The organism is Frankia sp. R43 (assembly GCF_001306465.1).
Lineage (GTDB): Bacteria > Actinomycetota > Actinomycetes > Frankiales > Frankiaceae > Parafrankia > Parafrankia irregularis.
This window is the reverse complement of sequence record NZ_LFCW01000003.1, coordinates 484,163-504,192: the sequence shown is the minus strand read 5'-3', so window position 1 is coordinate 504,192 and position 20,030 is coordinate 484,163. Positions and strand designations below refer to the sequence as shown.

Here is a 20,030-nt window from a genome sequence, read left to right as displayed (position 1 = left end):
CCCCAAGAGGGGCGAAAGGCGCACCGGGTCGCCTGGCGACCCGCAAGAACGAAGGATTCTGGTCGCCGGAACGACCAAAATCGTTCACGCTTGCGGGTCGCCAAACCGGGCCACCGGGCCACCGGGCCACCGGACGCTCGGGGGTCCGGCGGCGTTCGTGGAGTGCGAACCTCCCCGCCCACCGGCCAGCGATCTTGATCGGCGCCAATCCACAGCAGGCTCGCGGCGGACGACTCGTCGATGATGTGGGCTATGCCGGACCAAGGTGCGTTGCCGACTGGTGCGCGTGAGCTGACCGCGGCGCAGGTCCGCCGCTGGGACGAGGTACTCGGCCTGCTGATGGCGATGCTCCCGGCGCCGGCGGTGCTCCCGGCGCCAGCGGTGCGGATACGGGTCGAGGGCCGGGCGATCGAGGCCGTCGAGGCGATGGCCGAGCGCCTGGGCGCGGCGCTCGACACGGCCGGCCGACCCTGCACCCGGGCCCACCACACCACCGCGGACCGCCCGCCGGCTCTCCCCCCGACCGCATCTCTCGCCCCGACCGCACCTCTCCCGGCCACCGCGACGCTCACCACCGCGGCCAGCGCGCCCAGCGCAGCCGGCACGACCACCGCGCCCGGCACCACGGACGGCCCGACGGACGGACCCGCTGACCTCGTGATCGGCCTGCGGACCCGCTCCACCGGCGACGACGATCTCGATGGCCGCGCGGACGTCATCGTCGACCTGCATGATCTCACCTGGCCGGTGATCCGGCGGGTCGCGGACCGGCTCGGCGTCACCGACACCTGGCACGTCAGCGAGAGCCGGGCCTTCTTCGCGATTCGCGCCACCACGTGGGACTCGAGGTTCGGCGACGACGCGGCCGCCTACGCCGCCGCGGTCGCCGACCTGGCGCCGGGGGCCGGTGCGGTCGTCGTCGACGTCGGCTGCGGCACCGGACGGGCCCTTCCCCCGCTGAGGGCAGCGGTCGGGCCGGCCGGCGTGGTGCTCGGTCTCGACGTCACCCCGCAGATGCTCGAGGTCGCGCGGGACCAGGGCCGGGCGCGGCCCGGCGAGCTGCTGCTCGGTGACGCCCGCCGGCTCCCCCTGGCGTCCGGCCGGGTCGACGCGGTGTTCGCGGCCGGGCTCGTCCATCACCTTCCGGACATCCGGGCCGGGCTGGCCGAGCTGGCCCGGGTCTGCCGGCCCGGCGGCCGCCTGGCGATCTTCCACCCCTCGGGCCGCGCCGCGCTGGCCGCCCGGCACGGCCGCACCCTCCGCCCCGACGAGCCGCTCGCCCCCGGCCGGCTGGGCCCGCTGCTCGCCGCCGCGGGCTGGCGGCTGGACCGCCACGACGACGCCTCGCACCGCTTTCTCGCACTCGCCTCCCGCACGGGCGACTGACCGGCCGACCAGCTGGGCCCCCGCACCACTGCCACTGCCACGCGCCCGAACGGCGAACGCACCGGGAGACGGTCCGGCAGTCGGGAGAACGACGCCTCTACCAGCCACAACACGTCACCCGCCCGACACATCCTGACAAATATTGATGCCACAGTCGGACAGGCCGCAGCCACCGTGGGTCGGACTACCGCCCACGAACGTGCGACCGCGGCACTTCACCCCGCAGGCGCCGTCGGCCGTCAGGCCGGGCAACACCGTCGGCCGTCAGGCCAGGCAACAAGGAGGAGTGATGTCCGGGTTCCTTTACCGGGTGGGACGGCTGGCCGCGACCCGGCCCTGGCGCGTGATCGGCGTGTGGGTCGTCGCGCTCGTCGTGGCGACGGTGCTCGCCGCCCAGCTGGGAGGCGAGCCGCACGACGACTTCGACGCGCCGGGCACCGCCTCCCAACGCGGCACCGACCTGCTGCGCGCCGAGTTCCCGGCGCTCGCGGAGGCCCAGGCCAGGGTGGTGCTGCACACCCGGGACGGCAGCCCGGTCGCGACCGGGCTCACGGACACCGTCGCGCGGCGGCTGGCCGACGTCCCGGCGGTCGTGGTCGTCAGCCCGCCGCAGGTCTCCGCCGACGGTGACACCGCGATGTTCACCCTGAACTACGACCGCCCGGTCACCGACCTCGGCGGCAGCAAGGCCATCGACCAGCTCGTCGACGCCGTCACACCCGCGGCCGAGGCCGGGCTGACCACCGAGTTCGGCGGCCAGGTGGCCGAGAACGTGCAGGAGGTCAGCGGCACCGCCGAGGCGGTCGGCATCGCGTTCGCGCTGGTCATCCTGCTGATCGCGTTCGGATCGATCATCGCGGCCGGGGTGCCGCTGGCGGTGGCGCTGATCGGTCTCGGTATCGGCAGCGCCGGCATCACGCTCATCGCGGCCGGCACCGACGTCAGCACCATCGCACCGACCCTCGCCTCGATGGTCGGCATCGGCGTCGGCATCGACTACGCGCTGCTGCTGGTCACCCGGCACGTCGAGGGGTTGCGCAACGGCCTGAGCGTGCCCGAGGCCGCGGCCCGGGCCAACGGCACCGCCGGTGTCTCCGTCCTGTTCGCCGGGGTGACGGTCGTGCTCTCCCTGATGGGCCTGCGCCTCGTCGGGCTCAACACGTACGTCACGACCGGCTTCACCACCGCGGCGGTGGTGGTGACGGTCGTCGTCACCGCTCTCACCCTCGTCCCGGCGCTGTGCGGCCTCGCGGGGACCCGGCTGCTCGGCCGACGCGCCCGCGCCGCCCTCAGTGCATCGGCGGCGGCCGGCGCGCCTGTGGCCATGGCCCAGGACACGGCCGATCGCACAGCCCAACCGGAGCCGGAGACCAGGCCGGAGCCGCAGCCGCAGCCGCAGCCGCGACGCACGCTGACCGCGGCCTGGGCCGAGCGGGTCGGGCGACGTCCGCTGCCCTGGGCGGTCGGTGCCCTGCTGCTGTTGCTGCTGCTCGCCGCGCCCATCCTCGGCATGCGCACCTGGCCGCAGGATGCCGGCAGCCAGCCGGACTCCACCTACCAGCGCCGCGCCTACGACCTGATCGCCGCCGAGTACGGCCCCGGCGCGAACGGCCCGTTGATCGTCGCGGCCGACCTGCGCAGGATCTCCGCCACCGACCTCGACGGGCTGGTCCGCCGCCTCGCCGCCACCCCGGATGTCGCCGCGGTCGCCGAACCGGTGGTCGCGCCCAGCGGCGACGCGGCGGTGATCATCGTGACACCGACGGTCGGGCCGAGCGACGAACGCGCCGCGGAGCTCGTACGAACGCTGCGCGCCGAGGTGCTGCCGGCAGGTGTCGAGATCACCGGCCTGACCGCCGTCTACACCGACCTGTCGCGCTGGATGTCCGACCGGCTGTGGTGGGTGGTCGGATTCGTCGTGAGTGTCTCCTTGTTGCTCCTGACGCTCGTGTTCCGCTCACCGGTCGTCGCGCTGAAGGCGGCGGTGATGAACCTGCTCTCGATCGCGGCCGCGTACGGCGTGGTGACCGTCGTCTTCCAGTGGGGCTGGGGGACGGATCTGCTCGGTCTGCCACACAGCGTGCCGATGTCGAGCTGGCTGCCGGTGCTGATGTTCACCGTGCTGTTCGGGCTGAGCATGGACTACGAGGTGTTCCTGCTCTCCCGGATCCGCGAGGACTACCTGGCGACCGGCGACCCGCACGGCAGCGTCGTGCGGGGGCTCGCCTCCACCGGCCGGGTGATCAGCTCCGCCGCACTGATCATGATCGCGGTGTTCGCCGGCTTCGCCCTCGACCCGGACGTCACCGTGAAGATGGTCGGTTTCGGGATGGCGGTCGCCGTGCTCGTCGACGCGACCATCATCCGCATGATCATGGTGCCGGCCACCATGGCCCTGCTCGGCCGGGTGAACTGGTGGCTGCCCGGCTGGCTCGACCGCGTGCTGCCGCACCTGGACGTCCACGGCGGCGGCCCCGCGGCGCCGTCAACGCCCCGCTCCGACAGCGAGCCCACGGCCGACAGCCCGGGCCTGCCCGCCGTCGGTCGCCCGCACCTCCCCCTGCCCCGGCAGCAGGATCCCCTCGCTCCCCTCGACGAGACCGACCAGCAGCAACCCGACCCGATCGGCCGGTGACCCGGCGGCGCACGCCCACGCTGTTCGGTGTTCGGTGTTCGGTCAACACCGAACAGCGTGGGGCGCCGCCTGTGCCGGCCACCGGACAGCACCTGTCAGACCTCGCGATCAGGCAGGCGGACGGCGACGTCCCGTCGGTGTCGCCTACCTCGGTTCGGCCCAGGAGGGTGGTGGTGGGCCCGGCGGCCCGCCCGGCGGAACCTCCGCTGCCGGGTCCGGCGAGAGATCGGAGGATCCGCGTGGTGGTGGCAGCAGTGGCCGCGGATCGATCCTCGCCCGCAGCGCGCTCGCCCGGCCGTTGCTGTTCCGAAGCCCGTGGCGGATCTGCGCGACGAGCTGCCAGGCGCGCGTGGCGTCGGGCTCGACCGCGCCCCCGCCGGCGAACCGGGCCATCTCGGCCAGCGCCGCGAGCTCGCGCAGCGGCTGTTCGACCGCGGCGGTGGCCGGCCGTTGCCCCGCCAGGCCGAGCACCTCGCGGTAGGTCAGCGCCCGCGAGCGGGAAACGCCGTGCTCGGCGAGCCTGTCCCTGGCCTCATGCCAGGCACCGCGCGCCCGTTCGCCGGGGGTGCCGCGGCCACGCGCCGCACGGCGACGCGCCTTCTCGCCGATGATCAGCGACAGGGTGGCCAGGACCAGCCCCAGCAGGGAGACCACGGCGATGAGCAGAGTCCACGCAAGGACACGACCAGCTCCGCCTCCCGCACCGCCGCCGGCGTCCGACGGCGGATCCACGCCCGGTGGTTCGAGCGGCTTCAGCGACGCGGGGGCCTCGATGCTCCTCCCGCCGAGTGGCATCGGCTCCACGGTCGGCGCCCGGTGGCGCAGGTCGCTGATGTCGGTCGGCTCGAACGAGACCCAGCCGATGCCCGCGAGCAGGACCTCCGGCCAGGCGTGTGCCTGCCAGTTCGTGACGGTGAACGCGCCGTCGGTGGTCACCCGGTTACGGTCCAGCAGGTAGCCGACGGCGACCCGGGTCGGGAAGCCCAGCGCGCGGGCCAGCGCGGCGAACGCGGTGGCGTGCTGCTCGGCGTACCCGTGCGAGTCGGACTCCTGTTGGGGATTGAGGAAGTCGTTCAGAACACCGTAGGAGTGCCCCGGGGAAGCGGACAGGTCATACGGATAGCCGGGCCCGGCGAGCGCCTTCTGGAGGGCGTCGAGCCGCTGGTAGGGCGTGCGGGCGTCGCCGACCAGCCGTTTGGCGGTCGCCTCCAGCCAGCTCGGCCGGCCCGGCAGGGTCGTGTAGGGCTCGGCCGCGGGGCCGGTGGCGGGGACGGCCTCGGCCAGCGCCCGCTGGCTGGGCCGCGGCACCTGCATGACCAGCTCGACGCGGTCACCTCGCGCGGGTGTGGCCAGCGCGGCGAGTGATCCGGAGGAAGGCTGGAAGACGAGATCGGGCGCGTCACCGCTCCCGCCGGCCGGTGCGGCTCCGGCGACCTCGGCGGCCGGGTGGTACGTGACGGACGTGGGCTGGCCGAACGTCGGAAGCAGATCGCTGCCGGCCGCACCGAACGTGACCTCGGCACGCACGGTGACCGAGGCGGACGGTCGCACCGACGACCCGTCGGAGGTCGGAAGCGTCTCGTCGACCCGGACGAACTGGCCGTCGTCGCGCCAGCTGGCGCCGTCGAAGTCGCCGAGCGCGGCGATCCGCACCCGGGTGTCGGCGGCCGCCGGCCTGCCGGTCCTCGGATCGTCGGCCAGTCGCACGGTGAAGACCTCATGCTCCGCGTCGACCAGCTGGGCGCGCACCTGGACGAGCGGGTTGAGCGCGGTGACGTTCTCGACCGGCGGGCTGACGTGCTCACGCGGGTCGAACCGGGCCGCGACCGGCAGCTGGCGGCCGATCACCGTCGCCAGCAGCGTGACGACCACGACGACGACCACTGTCACCACAAGTGATCCGTTCAGCGCACGCCGCGCTCGGCCCGGAGATCCGGCCGGACCGCCAGACCCACCAGACCCACCAGGCCCGCCAGGCCCGCCAGACCCACCAGGCCCGCCAGGCCCGTCGGGACCACCGGCCGGGCCGGTCGCCGGGTCGGGAGCCGCCAGCGGCCGCGCCGCTCGCAGCGCCGCCACGGCCATCGCCAGCAGGATGAAGACGCCGGTGAGCAGCACCGGCGACGGCCGCCAGCCGCCGAGGGCGAGGGTGGCCGCGGTGACGCCGTCGCCGGCGTCACCGACCAGCAGCAGCACCCCGATCAGCCCGGCGAGCGGCGGCAGCAGCGGGAGCAGCGTGTTCTCGGTGCGCACGACCAGGACGACCGCGAGGTGGGCCGCCGCCCACAGCAGCGCGCCCAGCGGTATCAGCAGCATCGCGCGTGGCTCGGCCGGAACGGCGGCGGCCAGGACCCGTGGCCAGCCAGCCCGCAGGCCGCTCACCAGCAGGTCCACGTTCCCGGCAGTCAGGACGATGCCGTAGAGCACGCCGCCGACGAGACCGAGCAGCCAGACAAGTTCGATTCTCGCCACCAGATGGGCCGAAAGCCACGCGACCAGCGCGGCGACCACGACGGCACCGGCGAGCGGCGCCAGGTAGCGCATCCCGGCGAACAGCCGGCCGGCGACCAGCGCGGCCGGCAGGCAGGCGAGCGCGACGAGCACGGCCTGGGCGATCCGGTCACGGCCCCGCTGGTGCGGCCACGGTGACCGCAGCCACCGCAGCGGATGACGCCGCTGGGATGGCCGCGACGGCTCGGACGGCTGGGAGGCTCGGGACGGCTGGGACTGGGGCCACGGGGAGGGATGCGCGGGACGGATCTCGTCCGTCGGGCTGGTCACCGGGCCGCCCCCGCCCCGGATGTCCACTCGGCCGCGAAGGCCTCGCTGGTACGCGCGTGGACAACCAGCGCACCCGACACCGTCGGCCGCCCCCGCGGCTCCCCGACCAGCACCAGGCTGACCATCGCGAACCGGGGCCTGACCTTCGTCACGGCGGCCAGCTGGCCGGCCGCGGGCTGACCGGTGACCGCCCCGAGGGCCACCCCGGGCTCACCGGGAACCATGCCGGCGAGCGCGGCCAGTCCCGGGTCGCCCTCGCGGGGCGAGACGGCCGCGAGCAGGTCCAGTGCCGCGTCGAGGGACTCGCGGCCGTGACCGGCCGCCACCTGCTCGCCACCGGTGGTGCGCAGCACGACCGGGAAGCCATGGGTATGCCCGGAGACCACCAGCGACGCCACGATGCGCACCGCGTCCTCGAACGCGTCACCCGTGTAGGGCGCCGCGCTGGTGTCCAGCACCACCAGCATCGTGGGGTCGTTGGGGATCACGTTGTGCCGCACCATCTTCTTTCGCAGCTTCGCCGTCGACGGCCAGTGGATCAGCCGCGGATCGTCCCCGCGGACGTACTCCCGCAGCGAATGGAAGGCGACGCCGCCGCGCGGAGCGGCGTCCGAGGTCGGGCCTTCCAGGTCGGGCGAGCCACCGGTCGGCAACGGCGGGATGGCGTGCACCCGCGGGCGCACCCGCAGGACGGAGCGCTGCGGCAACGCCCGGCCCACATGGACCAGCCGCAGCGGGTCACTGTGCGCGATGATCAGCGGGCCGATCTCGAACACGCCGCGCCGCGGGGTGGGGATCGGGTAGGTGCGCCGCGCCGACCCGCCGGCGGCGAGCGCGGGCAACGCGACGCCCACCGATCTGCCGGCGACCCGCTCCTGTGCCTGGGCGGGTGGGCAGCGCCGGTTGGCGATGTTGGTGACGGTCAGCTGGGCGAAGGCGGGCTCGCCCTCGACGACCCGCACCGGATGGATCTCCCGGGAGATCGTCACGTTCGGGGTGACGAGCAGCCAGGCGCCGGCGACCAGCAGGGAAAGTGCCGCGGCGGCAGCCACGACGACCAGCTCGGGGTATCCCAACGCGACCCCGGCGATACCCAGGAACGCCGCCACGAAGGCGACCGCGATCCCCGTCCCGGTAATCATCTCCCGGCCGCCGTCAGTCCGGCACCCGGGCCGACGCGACGATCGCGCGCAGGAGCCGTTCGGGGGTGGTGCCGGCCAGCTCCGCCTCCGGGCGGAGCAGCACCCGGTGGGCCAGCACGGGCAGGACGAGGTCCTTCACATGGTCGGGGGTGACGAACCAGGAGCCGCGGGCGGCGGCGTGCGCCTGCGCGGCGACAGCCAGTGTGAGCGCGCCCCGCGGGCTCACGCCGAGGCGCACCTCCGGATGCGTCCGGGTGGCCACGACGATGTCGAGGATGTAGTGGACGACCGGCTGCGCCAGGTAGACCCGGTGCACCAGATCGGTCATCTGGTGGATCTCCGCCGCCGGGACCACGGGGGCCAGGTCCACGACGGAATGGCCGGCGGCCCGGTTCAGGATCATCTCGGCCTCGGGGCCGTAGTCCGGGTACCCCATCGTCAGGCGCGCCATGAACCGGTCGATCTGGGCTTCGGGCAGGTCGTACGTACCGCCGTGCTCGACCGGGTTCTGCGTCGCGATCACCAGGAACGGCCGTGGCACCGGATGGGTCGCGCCGTCCACGGTGACCTGCCGCTCCTCCATCACCTCCAGCAGCGCCGACTGGGTCTTCGGGGACGCCCTGTTGATCTCGTCCGCGAGGACCACGTTCCCGAACACGGCGCCCCGGCGGAACTCGAACCCGCTGGTCTGCTCGTTCCAGATCGACACCCCGGTGATGTCGGTGGGCAGCAGGTCCGGGGTGCACTGGATGCGACGGCTGGTGCCGCCGTCGAGGGAGCCGGCCAGGGCCTTCGCCAGCGAGGTCTTGCCCACGCCGGGGACGTCCTCGATGAGCAGGTGCCCCTCGGCGGCCAGGCAGGTCACGGCCAGCCGGATCACCTCCGTCTTGCCGCGGATGACCCGCTCGACGTTCTCGACGATCCTGTTGCAGCGATCGGCGAACCAGGCCACCTCCGATGGCGTCACAGCCGCGCGCTGCCTGATCGGATCCGGCATTTCTCCTGCCTCTGTTCGGGGTCGTCTACTTGGTCGGTTCGGCTGTTCGTCGGGATGGACCGGCCGCCGAGCCGGTGGGCGAAGTCGCGCGTCAGCGGTACACGACCACCGCCAACAGGACCAGCGCCGCGATCAGGGTGACCAGGCCGAACACGACGAGCGCGCCCCGCACGCCAGCCCGCGGATCCGCCCCGTCGCGCAGGCGGGCCACCAGCGGGCCGGTGGTGACGGGCGGCCCGGTGGTGACAGGCGGGCCCGTGGTGACAGGCGGGCCCGTGGTGACAGGCGGGCCCGTGGTGACAGGCGGGCCCGTGGTGACGGTGGTGACAGGCGGGCCGGTGGTGACAGGCGGATCAGCGGTAGCGGGCGGGGCTGTGGGCACAGCACCAGCCGGCTCGGGTTCGACGCCCGGTCCACCCACGGGTGACCGCTCGGCCAGCACCCAGGTGGACGGTTCGACAGGCGGGCCGCCGGTGGCGGGCTCGGCCGGCGGCCTACCGGCGGGCGGCTCGACGAACGGTCCGTCCGTTGCGGCCTCGGCAGCCGGTCCCGTCGTCCGGGGCTGACCGGCCGGCTGGCTGTCGGACCACCTCTGGCCAGGGCGCCCCATGGGGGAATCCGGCGCGATCGGCGGGTCGGCACGGTGCGGCCGGGGAGCGTCCGAGACGGGGGCGGTGTAGCCAAGCGCCGCCGCCTGGATGTCGGTCTCAAGAAAGGCCTGAAAACCGGCCCGGGTCAGCCAGGCGTTGCCCCACGATTCCGCCGCCGCGGTAGCGAGCTCGAACGCGAACTCCCGGGCGTTCTGGTGACGCTCGGACGGGGCGTAGGCCAACGCCGTCCAGATCACCCGGTTGACTTTCTCCGGGATGCCGCCGACATGGTTCGACCTGGCTGCTTCCGGGCCCACCCCGGAAACCGTCATTCGGCCGTTGAACAGCTCGAAGGCGACGAGACCCAGCGCATAGACGTCCGCGCTCGGATACAGCGGGTCGGTTCGGAACTGCTCAGGAGCCATGTATCGCGGCGTGCCGGCCGGATTCAGGGTGTGCACCCCGGAGTCCTCGAGGACACGCGCGATTCCGAAGTCGGTCAGTTTCGGTCGGCCGTCCTCGGTGAACAGAATGTTCGCCGGTTTGACGTCCCGGTGCAGGACCCTGCGGTCGTGGGCCGCGGCGAGTGCCGTGGCCACCGCCAGCACGACCGCGCACGACCACTCGGGCGACCGGATGCCCTGGATGAGACGATCGCCCAGCGTGCCGCCGGGCAGCAGCTCCATGACGATGAGGATCACGGTCAGATCCGGTGCGGCCACCCCGGCCGGCCGTGGGGCACGGAGCGTTCCAGGCGCCTCGAATCCCAGCCGTGGTTCGAAGGAGAGGTTGACCGGGATCGCGCGATGGATGCCGACGATGTGCGGATGGTTGACGCTGGCCAGCAGTCTCGCCTCGCGCAGCGCCTCGGCCTGAGCGTCCTGACCGCCGCTGAACGCACTGGGATCCACCACCTTGACGGCGACCTGGCGGCCCAGCTCGTCAGCGCACTCGAAGACGACGCCGAAGGCTCCCCGGCCCAGCAGCCCGTCGACCCGGAATCCCGGTAACGCCAGACCCAGCCAGGCACGTAACCATGCCGGCTCGGAGATCATGCCCCGGTCTCGGCGGTGGACGTCCTGTATGGGCACAGCATGTGAAACGGACGGAACGAAACCACGGCCCTCGCCTGCACAGCGACGGGAAACCACCCCGCGACGGGCAGAGGCACACGGGAAACCGCTGCGCCGGCCCACCGCCCGGCTGCCCGCATGCGGCGCCCCCACGTTCCCAGTTGTCAGCCCGGATACACACGAAGCGCCGGCCCACGCACCGCATCCCGCACAGGACGGCATCCCGGCAAACAGCTTGTATACGGAACACAACCTGCGCGATCAGCATAGTGGTGTGCCGGTCCCCTGCGCCCCGGCCCCCGTGGCCCGGGATGTCAGCCATTGGACACGCCCGCGCACCGGGCACCTACGGTGTGGGACGGGGTACCTCCGGTATCCGGAGTCTGAAGGTCGAACCACCGCCCGGCGTGGCCGAATGGTCCGCACCACCCCCGTGGGAACGCATCACGGCGTCGACGATCGACAGGCCGAGTCCGGTGCCGCCGGCTTCACGCGAACGCCCGGCATCGGCGCGATAGAAGCGCTCGAAGATGTGGGGGACGTCCTCGGGTGCGATACCCGGCCCGTGATCGGCGACGGTCACGACCGCCCAGCCGTCGCCAGAACGGACCGCCTCGACCTCGACCGGGGTACCTGCCGGCGTGTGCACGAGCGCGTTGCGGACGAGGTTGCCGACCGCCTGGCGCAGCCGCGGCTCATCACCGGTGATCTCCAGCAGCGGCGCCACCTCGACGGTGATCGTGCGGGTGGGATCGACCGCACGGGCGTCGGCGACGACATCCCGGACGACGGCGGCGAGGTCGACCGGTTCCGGCCGTCGCCTTGTTCCCTGGTCGAGGCCCGCCAGCAGGAGCAGGTCGTCGACGAGCTCACTCATCCGAGCGGCCTCGCTCTCGATCCGGCGCATCGCCAGGGCGAGATCATCCGGACGGTCGGCGACGCCCCGGTGGAACATCTCGGCGTACCCCTGGATCGACGTCAGTGGTGTGCGCAGTTCGTGGCTGGCATCGGCCACGAACTGCCGCAGCCGGTTCTCGGAGCTCTCCCGCTGCCGGAACGCCGCCTCGATCTGCGCCAGCATGGTGTTGAGGGCGCGTCCCAGCCGACCCGCCTCGGTACGGGGACCGGCATTCGCGACCCGCCGGGTCAGATCGCCGGCCGCGATCGCGTCGGCCGTGCGCTCCATCTGCTCCAGCGGCCGCAGTCCCAGCCGGACCACGACATACCCGAGCGCGGCCGTGGCTGCGGCGACGATGAGACTGGCCACCACCTCGATGCGCCAGATGTCGTCGAGAGTCGCGTCCATCGCCGTGTAGGGGACGGCGACGACGAGTACCTGCCCAGGGTCGCGGGAGACCGCCAGCACGCGGAATCGGTCACCGCCGCCGACCGCGGGCACGGCCGTGAGCTGGCCGGACCCGCCGGGCTGGCGCCGCGCCTCGTCCAGCAGGCTCCCCGGGACGTCGGGGCGTGGTGCCTGGCCCGACGTCCCGCCGGGGTTCGGCCTCACCTCGGCGACCCGTCGGTCGTCCGCGTCGAAGAGCGCGCCGTAGGTGCCGACGAGGTAGGCCGTTCCGAAGCGCGGGTAGTCATGATCCTTGTCGGACGCCAGGTACTCGCGGTCGATGTCACCGTCGGAGTCGGGATCCATGCCAGCGCCGGAATCCGCACCCGGTTCGGACGGCCGCGCCAGCGCCCGCTCGACCAGCGGCTGGGCCGCACGCACCTGCTGGTCGAGCCGATCGGCGAGATACCCCTCGATCGCGCTGTGGGTGCCGAGCGCCGCAAGTGACAGACCGGCGCCGATCAGCATGACCAGGGCGAGCAGCAGCCGGGTTCGGATCGACACCGCCAGCCTCGGCTCAGCGCGGCAGCCGCAGGACGTACCCGACGCCCCGGACCGTGTGGATCAGCGCAGGCGCGACATGGTCGATCTTCTTGCGCAGATAGCTGACGTACGTCTCCAGCACCCGGGCGTCGCCCGCGAAGTCGTGCCCCCACACGTGGTCGAGCAGCTGGGCGCGGGTGAGCACATGCCGCGGGTTGCGCATCAGGACGTGCAGCAGCCGGTACTCGGTGGCGGTGAGCTCGACGTACCGACCGGCCCGGCGCACCTCCCGGGTGTCGGGATCGAGCTGAAGGTCGGCGAACTCGAGCACCCCGGACATCTCGGCACCGTGACCTGCCCGGCGCAGGATCGCCCGGACGCGGGCCATCAGCTCGCTGACGACGAACGGCTTCGTGACGTAGTCGTCGCCGCCCAGCGTGAGGCCGTGCACCTTGTCCTCGGTGGTGCCCCGAGCCGTCAGGAAGAGAGTCGGGATGTGGTGACCAGAACGCCGCAGCCGGTCACACACCGCGAATCCGTCGACGTCCGGCAACATCACATCCAGCACGATCAGATCCGGAGCACAGAGCGCGACCTTGGTGAGCGCCGCCTGGCCGGTGCTCGCGGTCGCCACCTGGTACCCCTCGTAGCGCAGCGCCATCGACACCAGGTCCGTGATCGGCTCCTCGTCGTCGACGACGAGGATCGTCGCCCTCTGTTCCATCAGCCGCTCTGCTCCATCAGCCGCTCTGCTCCATCAGCACAGTCTCACCCCTGCCATCTCGTGGATTCGCAGCCGGGAAGCCCACGGACGCGCGCTCGCGCACATCCCGGATGTGTGCCAGCCGGATGTGTGCCAGCCGGGTGAGCCGAGCTGGGGCCGGCCGTGCGCCGGGACGGCGTCATTCAGGCACTCCAGGCACCGCCCGCGGGCCCTGGCCGGCGGCCATCGCGACAGCCCCCGGGAAGCCGCCGCTGCGGCGGATCGCGCCGGTGCCGCTGACCAGCAGCCACGCCCAGCCCTCCGGCTCCAGCTCGGCCAGGAAATCCACCGCCTGCGGCCCTGCCGCCACGGCCGCGGTCGCGTAGCCGTCGGCGAGCGCCAGGTCCGGCCCCACCACCGTGGCCGACGCCAGATCGCTGACCGGCACGCCGGTGGCGGGGCAGACGATGTGGGCGCCCCGCTCGGCGGTTCCGGATGTCGCGACCGCGATCTCGGCGGCCTCGACCACCGCCACGAGACGGCCCGCGGCGAGGGGATCAGCGACCCCGACCCGCCAGGGCCGCTGGGCCGTGGCCCGGACCCGGACATCCCCGGCGGCGTTGACGCAGTGGTCGACAGCGCCCGCCGCGGTCAGCACCGCCGAGGCCGCATCCGCCGCCCATCCCTTCACCAGGCCCGTCGGGTCGAGGGTGCCGTCGCCCCGCCAGGCCGGGTCGAAGCTGCCCGCCGAACGTCGTCGACACAGCTCGGCCAGGCGCAGGACGTCCCGCAGCTGGCCGGGGCAGTCCGCGAGCTCGATCTCATGGCGCCGCAGGCGGGAGACCCACGAGTCGGGGCGGTAGGTGCTGAAGTCCGCGTCGGCCCGGTGCAGGCATGCGACGGCGCTGTCGATCGCCGCGTCCAGCACCGCCGGCGGCAGTTCGGTACGCACGGCGATGCTCACCACCGTGCCCATCACCGGCTCGACCCGCCTGCCGCCAGGGTGGCGCGCGCCCGCGGCCTCCCGTGGGCTAGTCACCGATACCGGCCTGGTCCAGCGCCGACTGGACCGAACGCAGGTAGCCCACGCTGGTGTAGGTCGCCCCGGACACCGTGTCGACCGCGGCGCTCTGGGCGTCGAGGACCGCCTGGCGCAGGATCGGGACCGCCTCGGCGTTGATCCGCCGGTCCCGCCCGTTCTGGTCGGGCAGGGCCAGCGCGACGACGTCCGTGATCTGCCCGTTCCGCAGGTCGACCCGCACCTGCACCGGGCCGAAGCGGGTGCTGACCGAATCGCCGGTGACAGTTGTCACCGAGGTGTCCCCGGCGCCGGTACCGGATTCGGCCGAGCTGCCCGACTCACCCGCTGACGAGGAACCGCTCCCCCCACCCCCGTCCGCTCCCGCGGATCCGGTCGAGCCCGCGGCGGCCGAGCCGGTGGATCCGGTCGAGCCCGCGGCGGCGGTCGAGCCCGGCATGGTCGCGATCGCCGCCGACGGGGCCGGCGGGGCGCCCGTCACCGCCTTGGCGCCGACCACCAGCACGACCGCCCCGAACAGCGCGGCGAGCCCGAGGCGCCCGCCGAGCCAGTGGCCTGGGCCCTGCGCCCGGCCGTGGTCACTTCCGGACCGAGTCATCGGAGGCTGAACTCCTCGTGGTGGATGCGGACGGCGGGAACGCCGAGCTGGCGCAGTGCGTGCGACAACGAGGTGATCAGGCCCGGCGGGCCGCACACGAAGACCTCCCGCCGCGCGACGTCCGGCACCGCCGCTGACAGGAAGCGCGGCTCGAGCGGGTCGTAGCCCAGCTCGCGGCGGCTTCCGACGACCCGGTGGAAGGTCAGCCGCCCGGCCTCCGCGAGCGCGTTCAGCTCCCCGGCGAGCGCGAGGTCCTCCACCCGGTTGGCCCGGTAGATCACCGTGACGTCGACGCCGCGCCGGACCAGTTCCTCGGCGAGGGCGCGTACCGGCCCGATCCCGCTGCCGGCACCCACGAGCAGGGCACCGGGGGTCGTGACCTGATCGGCGGTGAAGTGGCCGAACGGCCCCTCCGCCAGCACCGGGGTGCCGGGCCGCAGCCGGGCGAGGGCGCCCGAATGGTCCCCGGCGTCCTTCACCGTGATGCGCAGCCGGTGCGGCGACGGCGGCGCGGACACCGAGTAGGCGTGCGCGGTGAGCCAGTGGCCCGGGGTGAGGAACCGCCAGAGCAGGAACTGCCCGGCGGCCACGCCGAGGCGGTCGAGATCCCGCCCACCGATCTCGACCGAGACAACCCCCGGCGCTTCGGGCACGACCCGCTCGACCACCATCCGGTGCCGGGCGAAGCCCAGCAGTGGCCAGCCCAGCCGCCAGACCACCAGGCAGGTCGCGACCACCGCGTAGAACGCGATCCACAACGCCCGGTTGAACGGCCGGCCGACGAAGTCCGGGCCGGCCGCGATCTGGTGGAAGAACGCCAGCGCGACGGCCAGGTAGGCGGTCAGATGCAGCAGGTACCAGGCCTCGTAGGACATCCTGGCGCGAGCCGTCCGCCCGCTGGCCACCCCGACCGCGACGAGCCCGACGGTGCCGATCGTCGCCTTCCACATGTCCGGGTAGGTCATGACCACCGAGACGAGCTCCGACAGCGGCTGATGATGCTCGACGAGCCCGAGTCCCCACACGGTCAGCAGGACATGCCCGACCACGAGCAGGACGACGTTCGTCCCGAGGGTGCGGTGCCAGGCCGCCAGCCGGTCGAAGCCGACGGCCCGTTCCAGCGCGGGTACCCGGGCCATCAGCAGGAGCTGCACGAGGACCAGATAAGCGGCGAGGAGCCCCGACACGTCCCCCATGGCGGTGAGGACCTCGCCGGCGCCGCCGACGTCACCCGCCGCGGTGTCGAACCACCACATGCCGAGCACCGCGACCCCGCCGAGAACCAGCCCGAGCCGAACGGCACGGGAGGCGGCCGACCGGTGCCCACCCGCCAGCCACCCGGAGGCTGGCAGCGAACCGCGCGGGTTTCCCGCGGGCGGCGCTCCCCCGCCGTCGACCGCGGGAACAGCGGGGCCGGGCCTGGCGGGCGGATGGGTCGTGGGCATGCGTCCACCGTGGACGGCGATCCTGGGAGATCCCTGAGAGCTTCCCGAGAAAGCGCCGAGGTTCCGCGGCCAGGTCCAGCGCAGCCGCGACCTCCTGGTCGGTGGCTGTCGGATACGCCCGCACGACCTCGCCCGTCGCCGGGCCGACGACGGCGTAGTCGGTGGGCGCGGGCCCGCCGCTCACCGTCCGGCTCCCGCTCGTTGCAGCGGCGACGTCGCCGCCAGTGAGCCGGCCAGGACGTCCAGGCCCTCGGCGAGCAGGTCGTCGCTGATCGACAGCGGCGGCAGCAGGCGCAGCACGTTGCCGTCGGTGCCGCAGGTCAGCACGATCACACCCTGCTGATGCACCGCCGCCGCGACGGCACGGGCCAGCGCCGGGTCCGGTGTCGTCGTGCCCGGCTCGACGAGCTCGACGGCGATCATCGCGCCTCGCCCGCGCACGTCCCCGATCCGCGGATCAGCCGCCCGCAACCCGCGCAGCCGCGTTCTCATCAGATCGCCGATCGCCGCGGCGCGGGCCACGAGGTCCCCTGCCTCGACCGTCTCGATCGCGGCCAGTGCCGCCGCGCACGCCAGCGGGTTGCCGCCGTACGTCCCGCCCAACCCGCCGACCTGCGGCGCGTCCATGAGGTCGGCACGACCGGTCACCGCGGAAAGCGGCAGCCCGCCGGCGATCCCCTTGGCCATGACGATGAGATCGGGGACGACGCCCTCGTGGTCGCAGGCGAACATCGCGCCCGTCCTCGCGAAGCCGGTCTGCACCTCGTCGGCGACGAAGACGACGCCGTTCGCCCGGCACCAGGACGCCAGCGCCGGCAGGAATCCAGGTGCCGGTTCGATGAAACCGCCCTCGCCCTGGATCGGCTCGATCACCAGGGCCGCAAGGTCCTCGACAGCGGCCTGCCGCCTGATCTCGTCGATCGCCCGGATCGCCGCGGCCGGGCCGTCGACCGCCGGACCGTCCCGGAACGGGTACGACAGGGGCGCCCGCACGACCTCGCCCGCGAACGGGCCGAACCCCCGCTTGTAGGGCGTCTCCTTCGCCGTCATCGCCAACGTCAGGTTCGTCCGGCCGTGGTAGGCGTGGTCGAAGACGGCGATCCCGTGCCGGCCGGTGGCCGAACGAGCGATCTTGACGGCGTTCTCCACCGCCTCGGCGCCGGAGTTGAACAGCGCAGTCCGTTTCTCGTGCCACCCCGGAGTCAGGCGGTTGAGCGCCTCGGCCACCGCGACATAGCCCTCATACGGCGTGACCATGAAGCAGGTGTGGGTGAACGCCGCCGCCTGCTCCTGCACGGCGGCCACGACCCGCGGGGCGCTGGCCCCGACCGTCGTCACGGCGATCCCGGAACCCAGATCGATGAAATGGTTGCCGTCGACGTCGACCAGCACCCCACCGCCGGCGTGCGCAGCGAAGACCGGCATCGTCGAGCCGACACCGGACGCCACCGCGGCGGCCCTGCGGGCGGCCAGGCGACGTGACCGCGGTCCCGGAACGCCCGTGACCAGGAGTCGGTGCTGCGGGATGTCCATGGAGCCACTCTCCGCCCGCCCCGGCATGCTGTCTAATTCCAACTGGGAACACATTCCATGTTCTGCAGGCATGGGTGATTGGCGGGAAGGAACGGGTGACGGCCCGATGGAGCTGCGGACGGTCCGGTACTTCGTGGCGACCGTCGACGCGGGATCCGTCAGCGCGGCCGCCACGGCGGTGCGGGTGACCCAGCCGGCGCTGTCCCGGCAGCTGCGCCAGCTGGAACGGGAGCTCGGCGTCGACCTGTTCGAACGCTCCGGCGGGCGACTCACCCTCTCCCCCGTCGGGCGGGCGCTGCTGCCACTCGCCCGCGAGCTGCTCGACCGCGCCGACGCGCTCCGGCATGCCGCCACGTTCCACGCCGCCGGCCGTATCGAGCGGATCACGATCGGCGCCCCGGCCACGACCCTCGCCGACGTCGTCGCACCGTTCATCACGACCCTGACCGCGGGCGACCCGACACCGGCGATCCTCACCGCGGACAGGCTGACCACCGCCGAGACCCTGGCCATCGGCGCCGACCTCGCGATCGGCACCGCGACCGTCCGGCCGCCGTACCGCGCACTGCCGCTGGCGGTGCTGCCGGTATGGGCGTACGTCCCGACAGCGCATCCCTGGTCCGGTCGCACGGCGGTGTCGCTCGGCGAACTCCTCGAACAACCGCTGGTCGTTCCGCCGGAGACGTTCACCGCCAGGGAGGCGCTTGACAGGGCGGTGGCAGCCGCGGGGCTCACCTACGCCGATCTGACCGAGGCCAGCGACGGAACCGTGGCCCAGGCCCTGGCCGCCGCGGGCCGCGGCGTCGCGGTCGTCTCCGACGATCCGCGTTTCGAGCTCACGCCCACAGCGATCCTGGCTGACAGTTCACCGCTGCGGGTCCGGCTGCTCGCGGCCTGGGACACCCGCCACCCAGCAGCAGAGGCCCTGGCGGCAATCGCCACCCGCCTGGCCCGCTACATCATCAACCGCTACGGCCCCGACACCGCCCCCAACACCACCCGGGCACGGCACGAGCAGGAAAAGGCCGACTGATGCCGCTGGCGCCTCATCAGCACCAGCCTCAGAACGGACGGGAGCCCGACCCGGCAAAAGCCCCCGCACGCATGGAAACCCGGTCGGCAGCAGCACCGATCGACACACCGACGAACGACACGTCACGCCAAGGTCGAGACTTCGCAGCACGACCAACAAAAAGCCGCCGCACAGGAGAAAAAGAAAAAACCCCAACACCCAAGTTCCATCTAACTTCAGAACCGATTGGGCGGGGGTGTCGGGGGCGGAGCCCCTGACTCGGGGATTCCAGGGGGTCGCCCCCCTGGGCAGATATTACGCAGGAGCCCGGGAGCATCTTCCCAAAGGGAAATGCGAACACGCGAACCCCGATCGCGTGGAGCTGAGGGGGTGGAGCTTGAACCCCGACCTGACCCGCTACCTGCAACAACACGAAGCGGGCACCACAGGCCACAGCGGAAAGTAGCCACGAGACTCCAAAAAGCACAGGGCCCGCCCGGGATGGCACTCCGGGCGGGCCCTCCGCGTTTCGTGATCACATCTCGCGCTAGCAAGGGCGCTAGCTTGAGCTAGCACCGGAATGCCAGTGATGGCGTTTCGTGATCACGGGCTGTCGTTCCGGGTGATTTCTCTCGGATAGCCCGTGGGTGCCGCAAGGGTCTGCGGCCTCCAGAGTTCTCCGAGCGTGACAACGACCTTGTCCAGCATCGCTTTCTGGCCGTACTCGTATGCAACGGCTTCGTCTTCGGTGACTTGATTGCCGGCGGTGAGCAGCGGCTTCGGATCCGCGCCGAGGATGGCGAACAGCGCCCGGCGATAGTCGGATTTTCTCAGTGGCGACGTGTCCTCGCTCTCGGTGTCGAGTTCGAGGAGGTTCATCACATAACTCCGGTAAAGGGCGATGACCGCCGGCTCGCGTTCACGGAATTCGGGTGTCATTGGATCACCAGCCCAGCGCCAGAGGGTTCGGTATCTGGCGCGACGTCGAATTCGATCGGTGCCACGTCGTATCCGTCGAGGTGGCGCATCCGGGCCGATCTTTCGGCTGCGGCAACCGATTCATATGGGAGCAGAACTCCGCCGATACTGGGTTCCGGGCCGCCCTCGTACCAGACGATGGCGTAGACGGTCTCGTTGTTCAATGTCCGGCCTCCCACTCCGCCCGACCCGCACGGGCCCGATCGACATCTGTTTCTCGTCGATGGCGGCAACCCGGGTCCGGGAGTCCGAAAGACGTGGGGTGTCCTCAGCTGCGACCGAACCCGGGT

General features: G+C 72.7%; 15 protein-coding genes. 3 read left to right on the top strand and 12 right to left on the bottom strand.

The features are described 5' to 3' along the window. Positions 1 to 252: 252 nt before the first annotated feature. On the top strand, positions 253 to 1,386 hold the full coding sequence (locus tag ACG83_RS42415) for a class I SAM-dependent methyltransferase (protein ID WP_235497925.1): 1,134 nt from the start codon (positions 253 to 255) through the stop codon (positions 1,384 to 1,386). Between the two features lie 289 nt (positions 1,387 to 1,675). Next, entirely contained in the window at positions 1,676 to 4,021 is a 2,346-nt protein-coding gene (locus ACG83_RS15690) for an MMPL family transporter (RefSeq protein WP_054566940.1), read from the top strand. A gap of 144 nt (positions 4,022 to 4,165) precedes the next feature. Here the strand turns inward: ACG83_RS15690 and ACG83_RS15685 are convergent, their stop codons facing one another. From ACG83_RS15685 to gabT, 10 genes are all read right to left on the bottom strand, one after another. Next, entirely contained in the window at positions 4,166 to 6,802 is a 2,637-nt protein-coding gene (locus tag ACG83_RS15685) for a transglutaminase domain-containing protein (RefSeq protein WP_161934765.1), read from the bottom strand. After that, positions 6,799 to 7,944, bottom strand: coding sequence for a DUF58 domain-containing protein (locus ACG83_RS15680; protein WP_054566938.1), 1,146 nt, complete (start codon positions 7,942 to 7,944; stop codon positions 6,799 to 6,801). The genes ACG83_RS15685 and ACG83_RS15680 overlap by 4 nt, the downstream gene beginning before the upstream one ends. Before the next feature lie 13 nt (positions 7,945 to 7,957). Next, positions 7,958 to 8,941, bottom strand: a complete 984-nt coding sequence (locus ACG83_RS15675; RefSeq protein WP_054566937.1) for a MoxR family ATPase — start codon at positions 8,939 to 8,941, stop codon at positions 7,958 to 7,960. Positions 8,942 to 9,032: 91 nt separating this feature from the next. Continuing rightward, positions 9,033 to 10,586 (bottom strand): serine/threonine-protein kinase, encoded by a 1,554-nt coding sequence (locus ACG83_RS15670; protein WP_054566936.1) that lies wholly within the window; start codon positions 10,584 to 10,586, stop codon positions 9,033 to 9,035. A 364-nt stretch (positions 10,587 to 10,950) separates the two neighbouring features. Beyond that, positions 10,951 to 12,453, bottom strand: coding sequence for a cell wall metabolism sensor histidine kinase WalK (locus tag ACG83_RS15665; protein ID WP_063793094.1), 1,503 nt, complete (start codon positions 12,451 to 12,453; stop codon positions 10,951 to 10,953). Positions 12,454 to 12,466: 13 nt separating this feature from the next. Then, positions 12,467 to 13,156: a response regulator transcription factor gene (locus ACG83_RS15660; RefSeq protein WP_054566935.1), complete on the bottom strand. Its 690-nt coding sequence runs from the start codon at positions 13,154 to 13,156 to the stop codon at positions 12,467 to 12,469. A gap of 178 nt (positions 13,157 to 13,334) precedes the next feature. Next, the gene (locus ACG83_RS15655) at positions 13,335 to 14,174 is read right to left on the bottom strand and encodes an FAD:protein FMN transferase (protein WP_369812890.1); all 840 of its coding nucleotides are present in this window, start codon (positions 14,172 to 14,174) and stop codon (positions 13,335 to 13,337) included. Next, a complete protein-coding gene (locus ACG83_RS15650) occupies positions 14,167 to 14,772 on the bottom strand; it encodes an FMN-binding protein (protein WP_054566933.1) in 606 nt (201 codons plus the stop codon). Before ACG83_RS15650 ends, ACG83_RS15655 begins: the two co-directional genes overlap by 8 nt. Next, positions 14,769 to 16,217: a ferric reductase-like transmembrane domain-containing protein gene (locus ACG83_RS15645; RefSeq protein WP_083473274.1), complete on the bottom strand. Its 1,449-nt coding sequence runs from the start codon at positions 16,215 to 16,217 to the stop codon at positions 14,769 to 14,771. Before ACG83_RS15645 ends, ACG83_RS15650 begins: the two co-directional genes overlap by 4 nt. Before the next feature lie 180 nt (positions 16,218 to 16,397). After that, positions 16,398 to 17,777 carry a 4-aminobutyrate--2-oxoglutarate transaminase gene (gene gabT / locus ACG83_RS15640; RefSeq protein WP_152991422.1) on the bottom strand — a complete coding sequence of 460 codons (1,380 nt, stop codon included), beginning with the start codon at positions 17,775 to 17,777 and terminating at the stop codon, positions 16,398 to 16,400. 43 nt (positions 17,778 to 17,820) lie between these two features. On the opposite strand from gabT, the gene ACG83_RS15635 reads away from it, so the two are divergent. Next, a complete protein-coding gene (locus tag ACG83_RS15635; RefSeq protein ID WP_200931325.1) occupies positions 17,821 to 18,783 on the top strand; it encodes a LysR family transcriptional regulator in 963 nt (320 codons plus the stop codon). Between the two features lie 582 nt (positions 18,784 to 19,365). Here ACG83_RS15635 and ACG83_RS15630 read toward each other — a convergent pair. Further along, complete coding sequence (locus ACG83_RS15630; RefSeq protein WP_054566930.1) at positions 19,366 to 19,701, bottom strand: hypothetical protein; 336 nt, start codon at positions 19,699 to 19,701, stop codon at positions 19,366 to 19,368. After that, positions 19,698 to 19,904: a hypothetical protein gene (locus ACG83_RS15625; protein ID WP_054566929.1), complete on the bottom strand. Its 207-nt coding sequence runs from the start codon at positions 19,902 to 19,904 to the stop codon at positions 19,698 to 19,700. Before ACG83_RS15625 ends, ACG83_RS15630 begins: the two co-directional genes overlap by 4 nt. Positions 19,905 to 20,030 lie beyond the last annotated feature (126 nt).

What these genes read in the sequence shown, in the direction of transcription:
- ACG83_RS15650 (WP_054566933.1), bottom strand. Translation starts at nt 14,772, where the DNA reads ATGACTCGGTCCGGAAGTGACCACGGCCGGGCGCAGGGCCCAGGCCAC.
- gabT (WP_152991422.1), bottom strand. Translation starts at nt 17,777, where the DNA reads ATGCCGGGGCGGGCGGAGAGTGGCTCCATGGACATCCCGCAGCACCGA.
- ACG83_RS15630 (WP_054566930.1), bottom strand. Translation starts at nt 19,701, where the DNA reads ATGACACCCGAATTCCGTGAACGCGAGCCGGCGGTCATCGCCCTTTAC.
- ACG83_RS42415 (WP_235497925.1), top strand. Translation starts at nt 253, where the DNA reads ATGCCGGACCAAGGTGCGTTGCCGACTGGTGCGCGTGAGCTGACCGCG.
- ACG83_RS15680 (WP_054566938.1), bottom strand. Translation starts at nt 7,944, where the DNA reads ATGATTACCGGGACGGGGATCGCGGTCGCCTTCGTGGCGGCGTTCCTG.
- ACG83_RS15635 (WP_200931325.1), top strand. Translation starts at nt 17,821, where the DNA reads ATGGGTGATTGGCGGGAAGGAACGGGTGACGGCCCGATGGAGCTGCGG.
- ACG83_RS15645 (WP_083473274.1), bottom strand. Translation starts at nt 16,217, where the DNA reads ATGCCCACGACCCATCCGCCCGCCAGGCCCGGCCCCGCTGTTCCCGCG.
- ACG83_RS15690 (WP_054566940.1), top strand. Translation starts at nt 1,676, where the DNA reads ATGTCCGGGTTCCTTTACCGGGTGGGACGGCTGGCCGCGACCCGGCCC.
- ACG83_RS15660 (WP_054566935.1), bottom strand. Translation starts at nt 13,156, where the DNA reads ATGGAACAGAGGGCGACGATCCTCGTCGTCGACGACGAGGAGCCGATC.
- ACG83_RS15670 (WP_054566936.1), bottom strand. Translation starts at nt 10,586, where the DNA reads ATGATCTCCGAGCCGGCATGGTTACGTGCCTGGCTGGGTCTGGCGTTA.
- ACG83_RS15675 (WP_054566937.1), bottom strand. Translation starts at nt 8,941, where the DNA reads ATGCCGGATCCGATCAGGCAGCGCGCGGCTGTGACGCCATCGGAGGTG.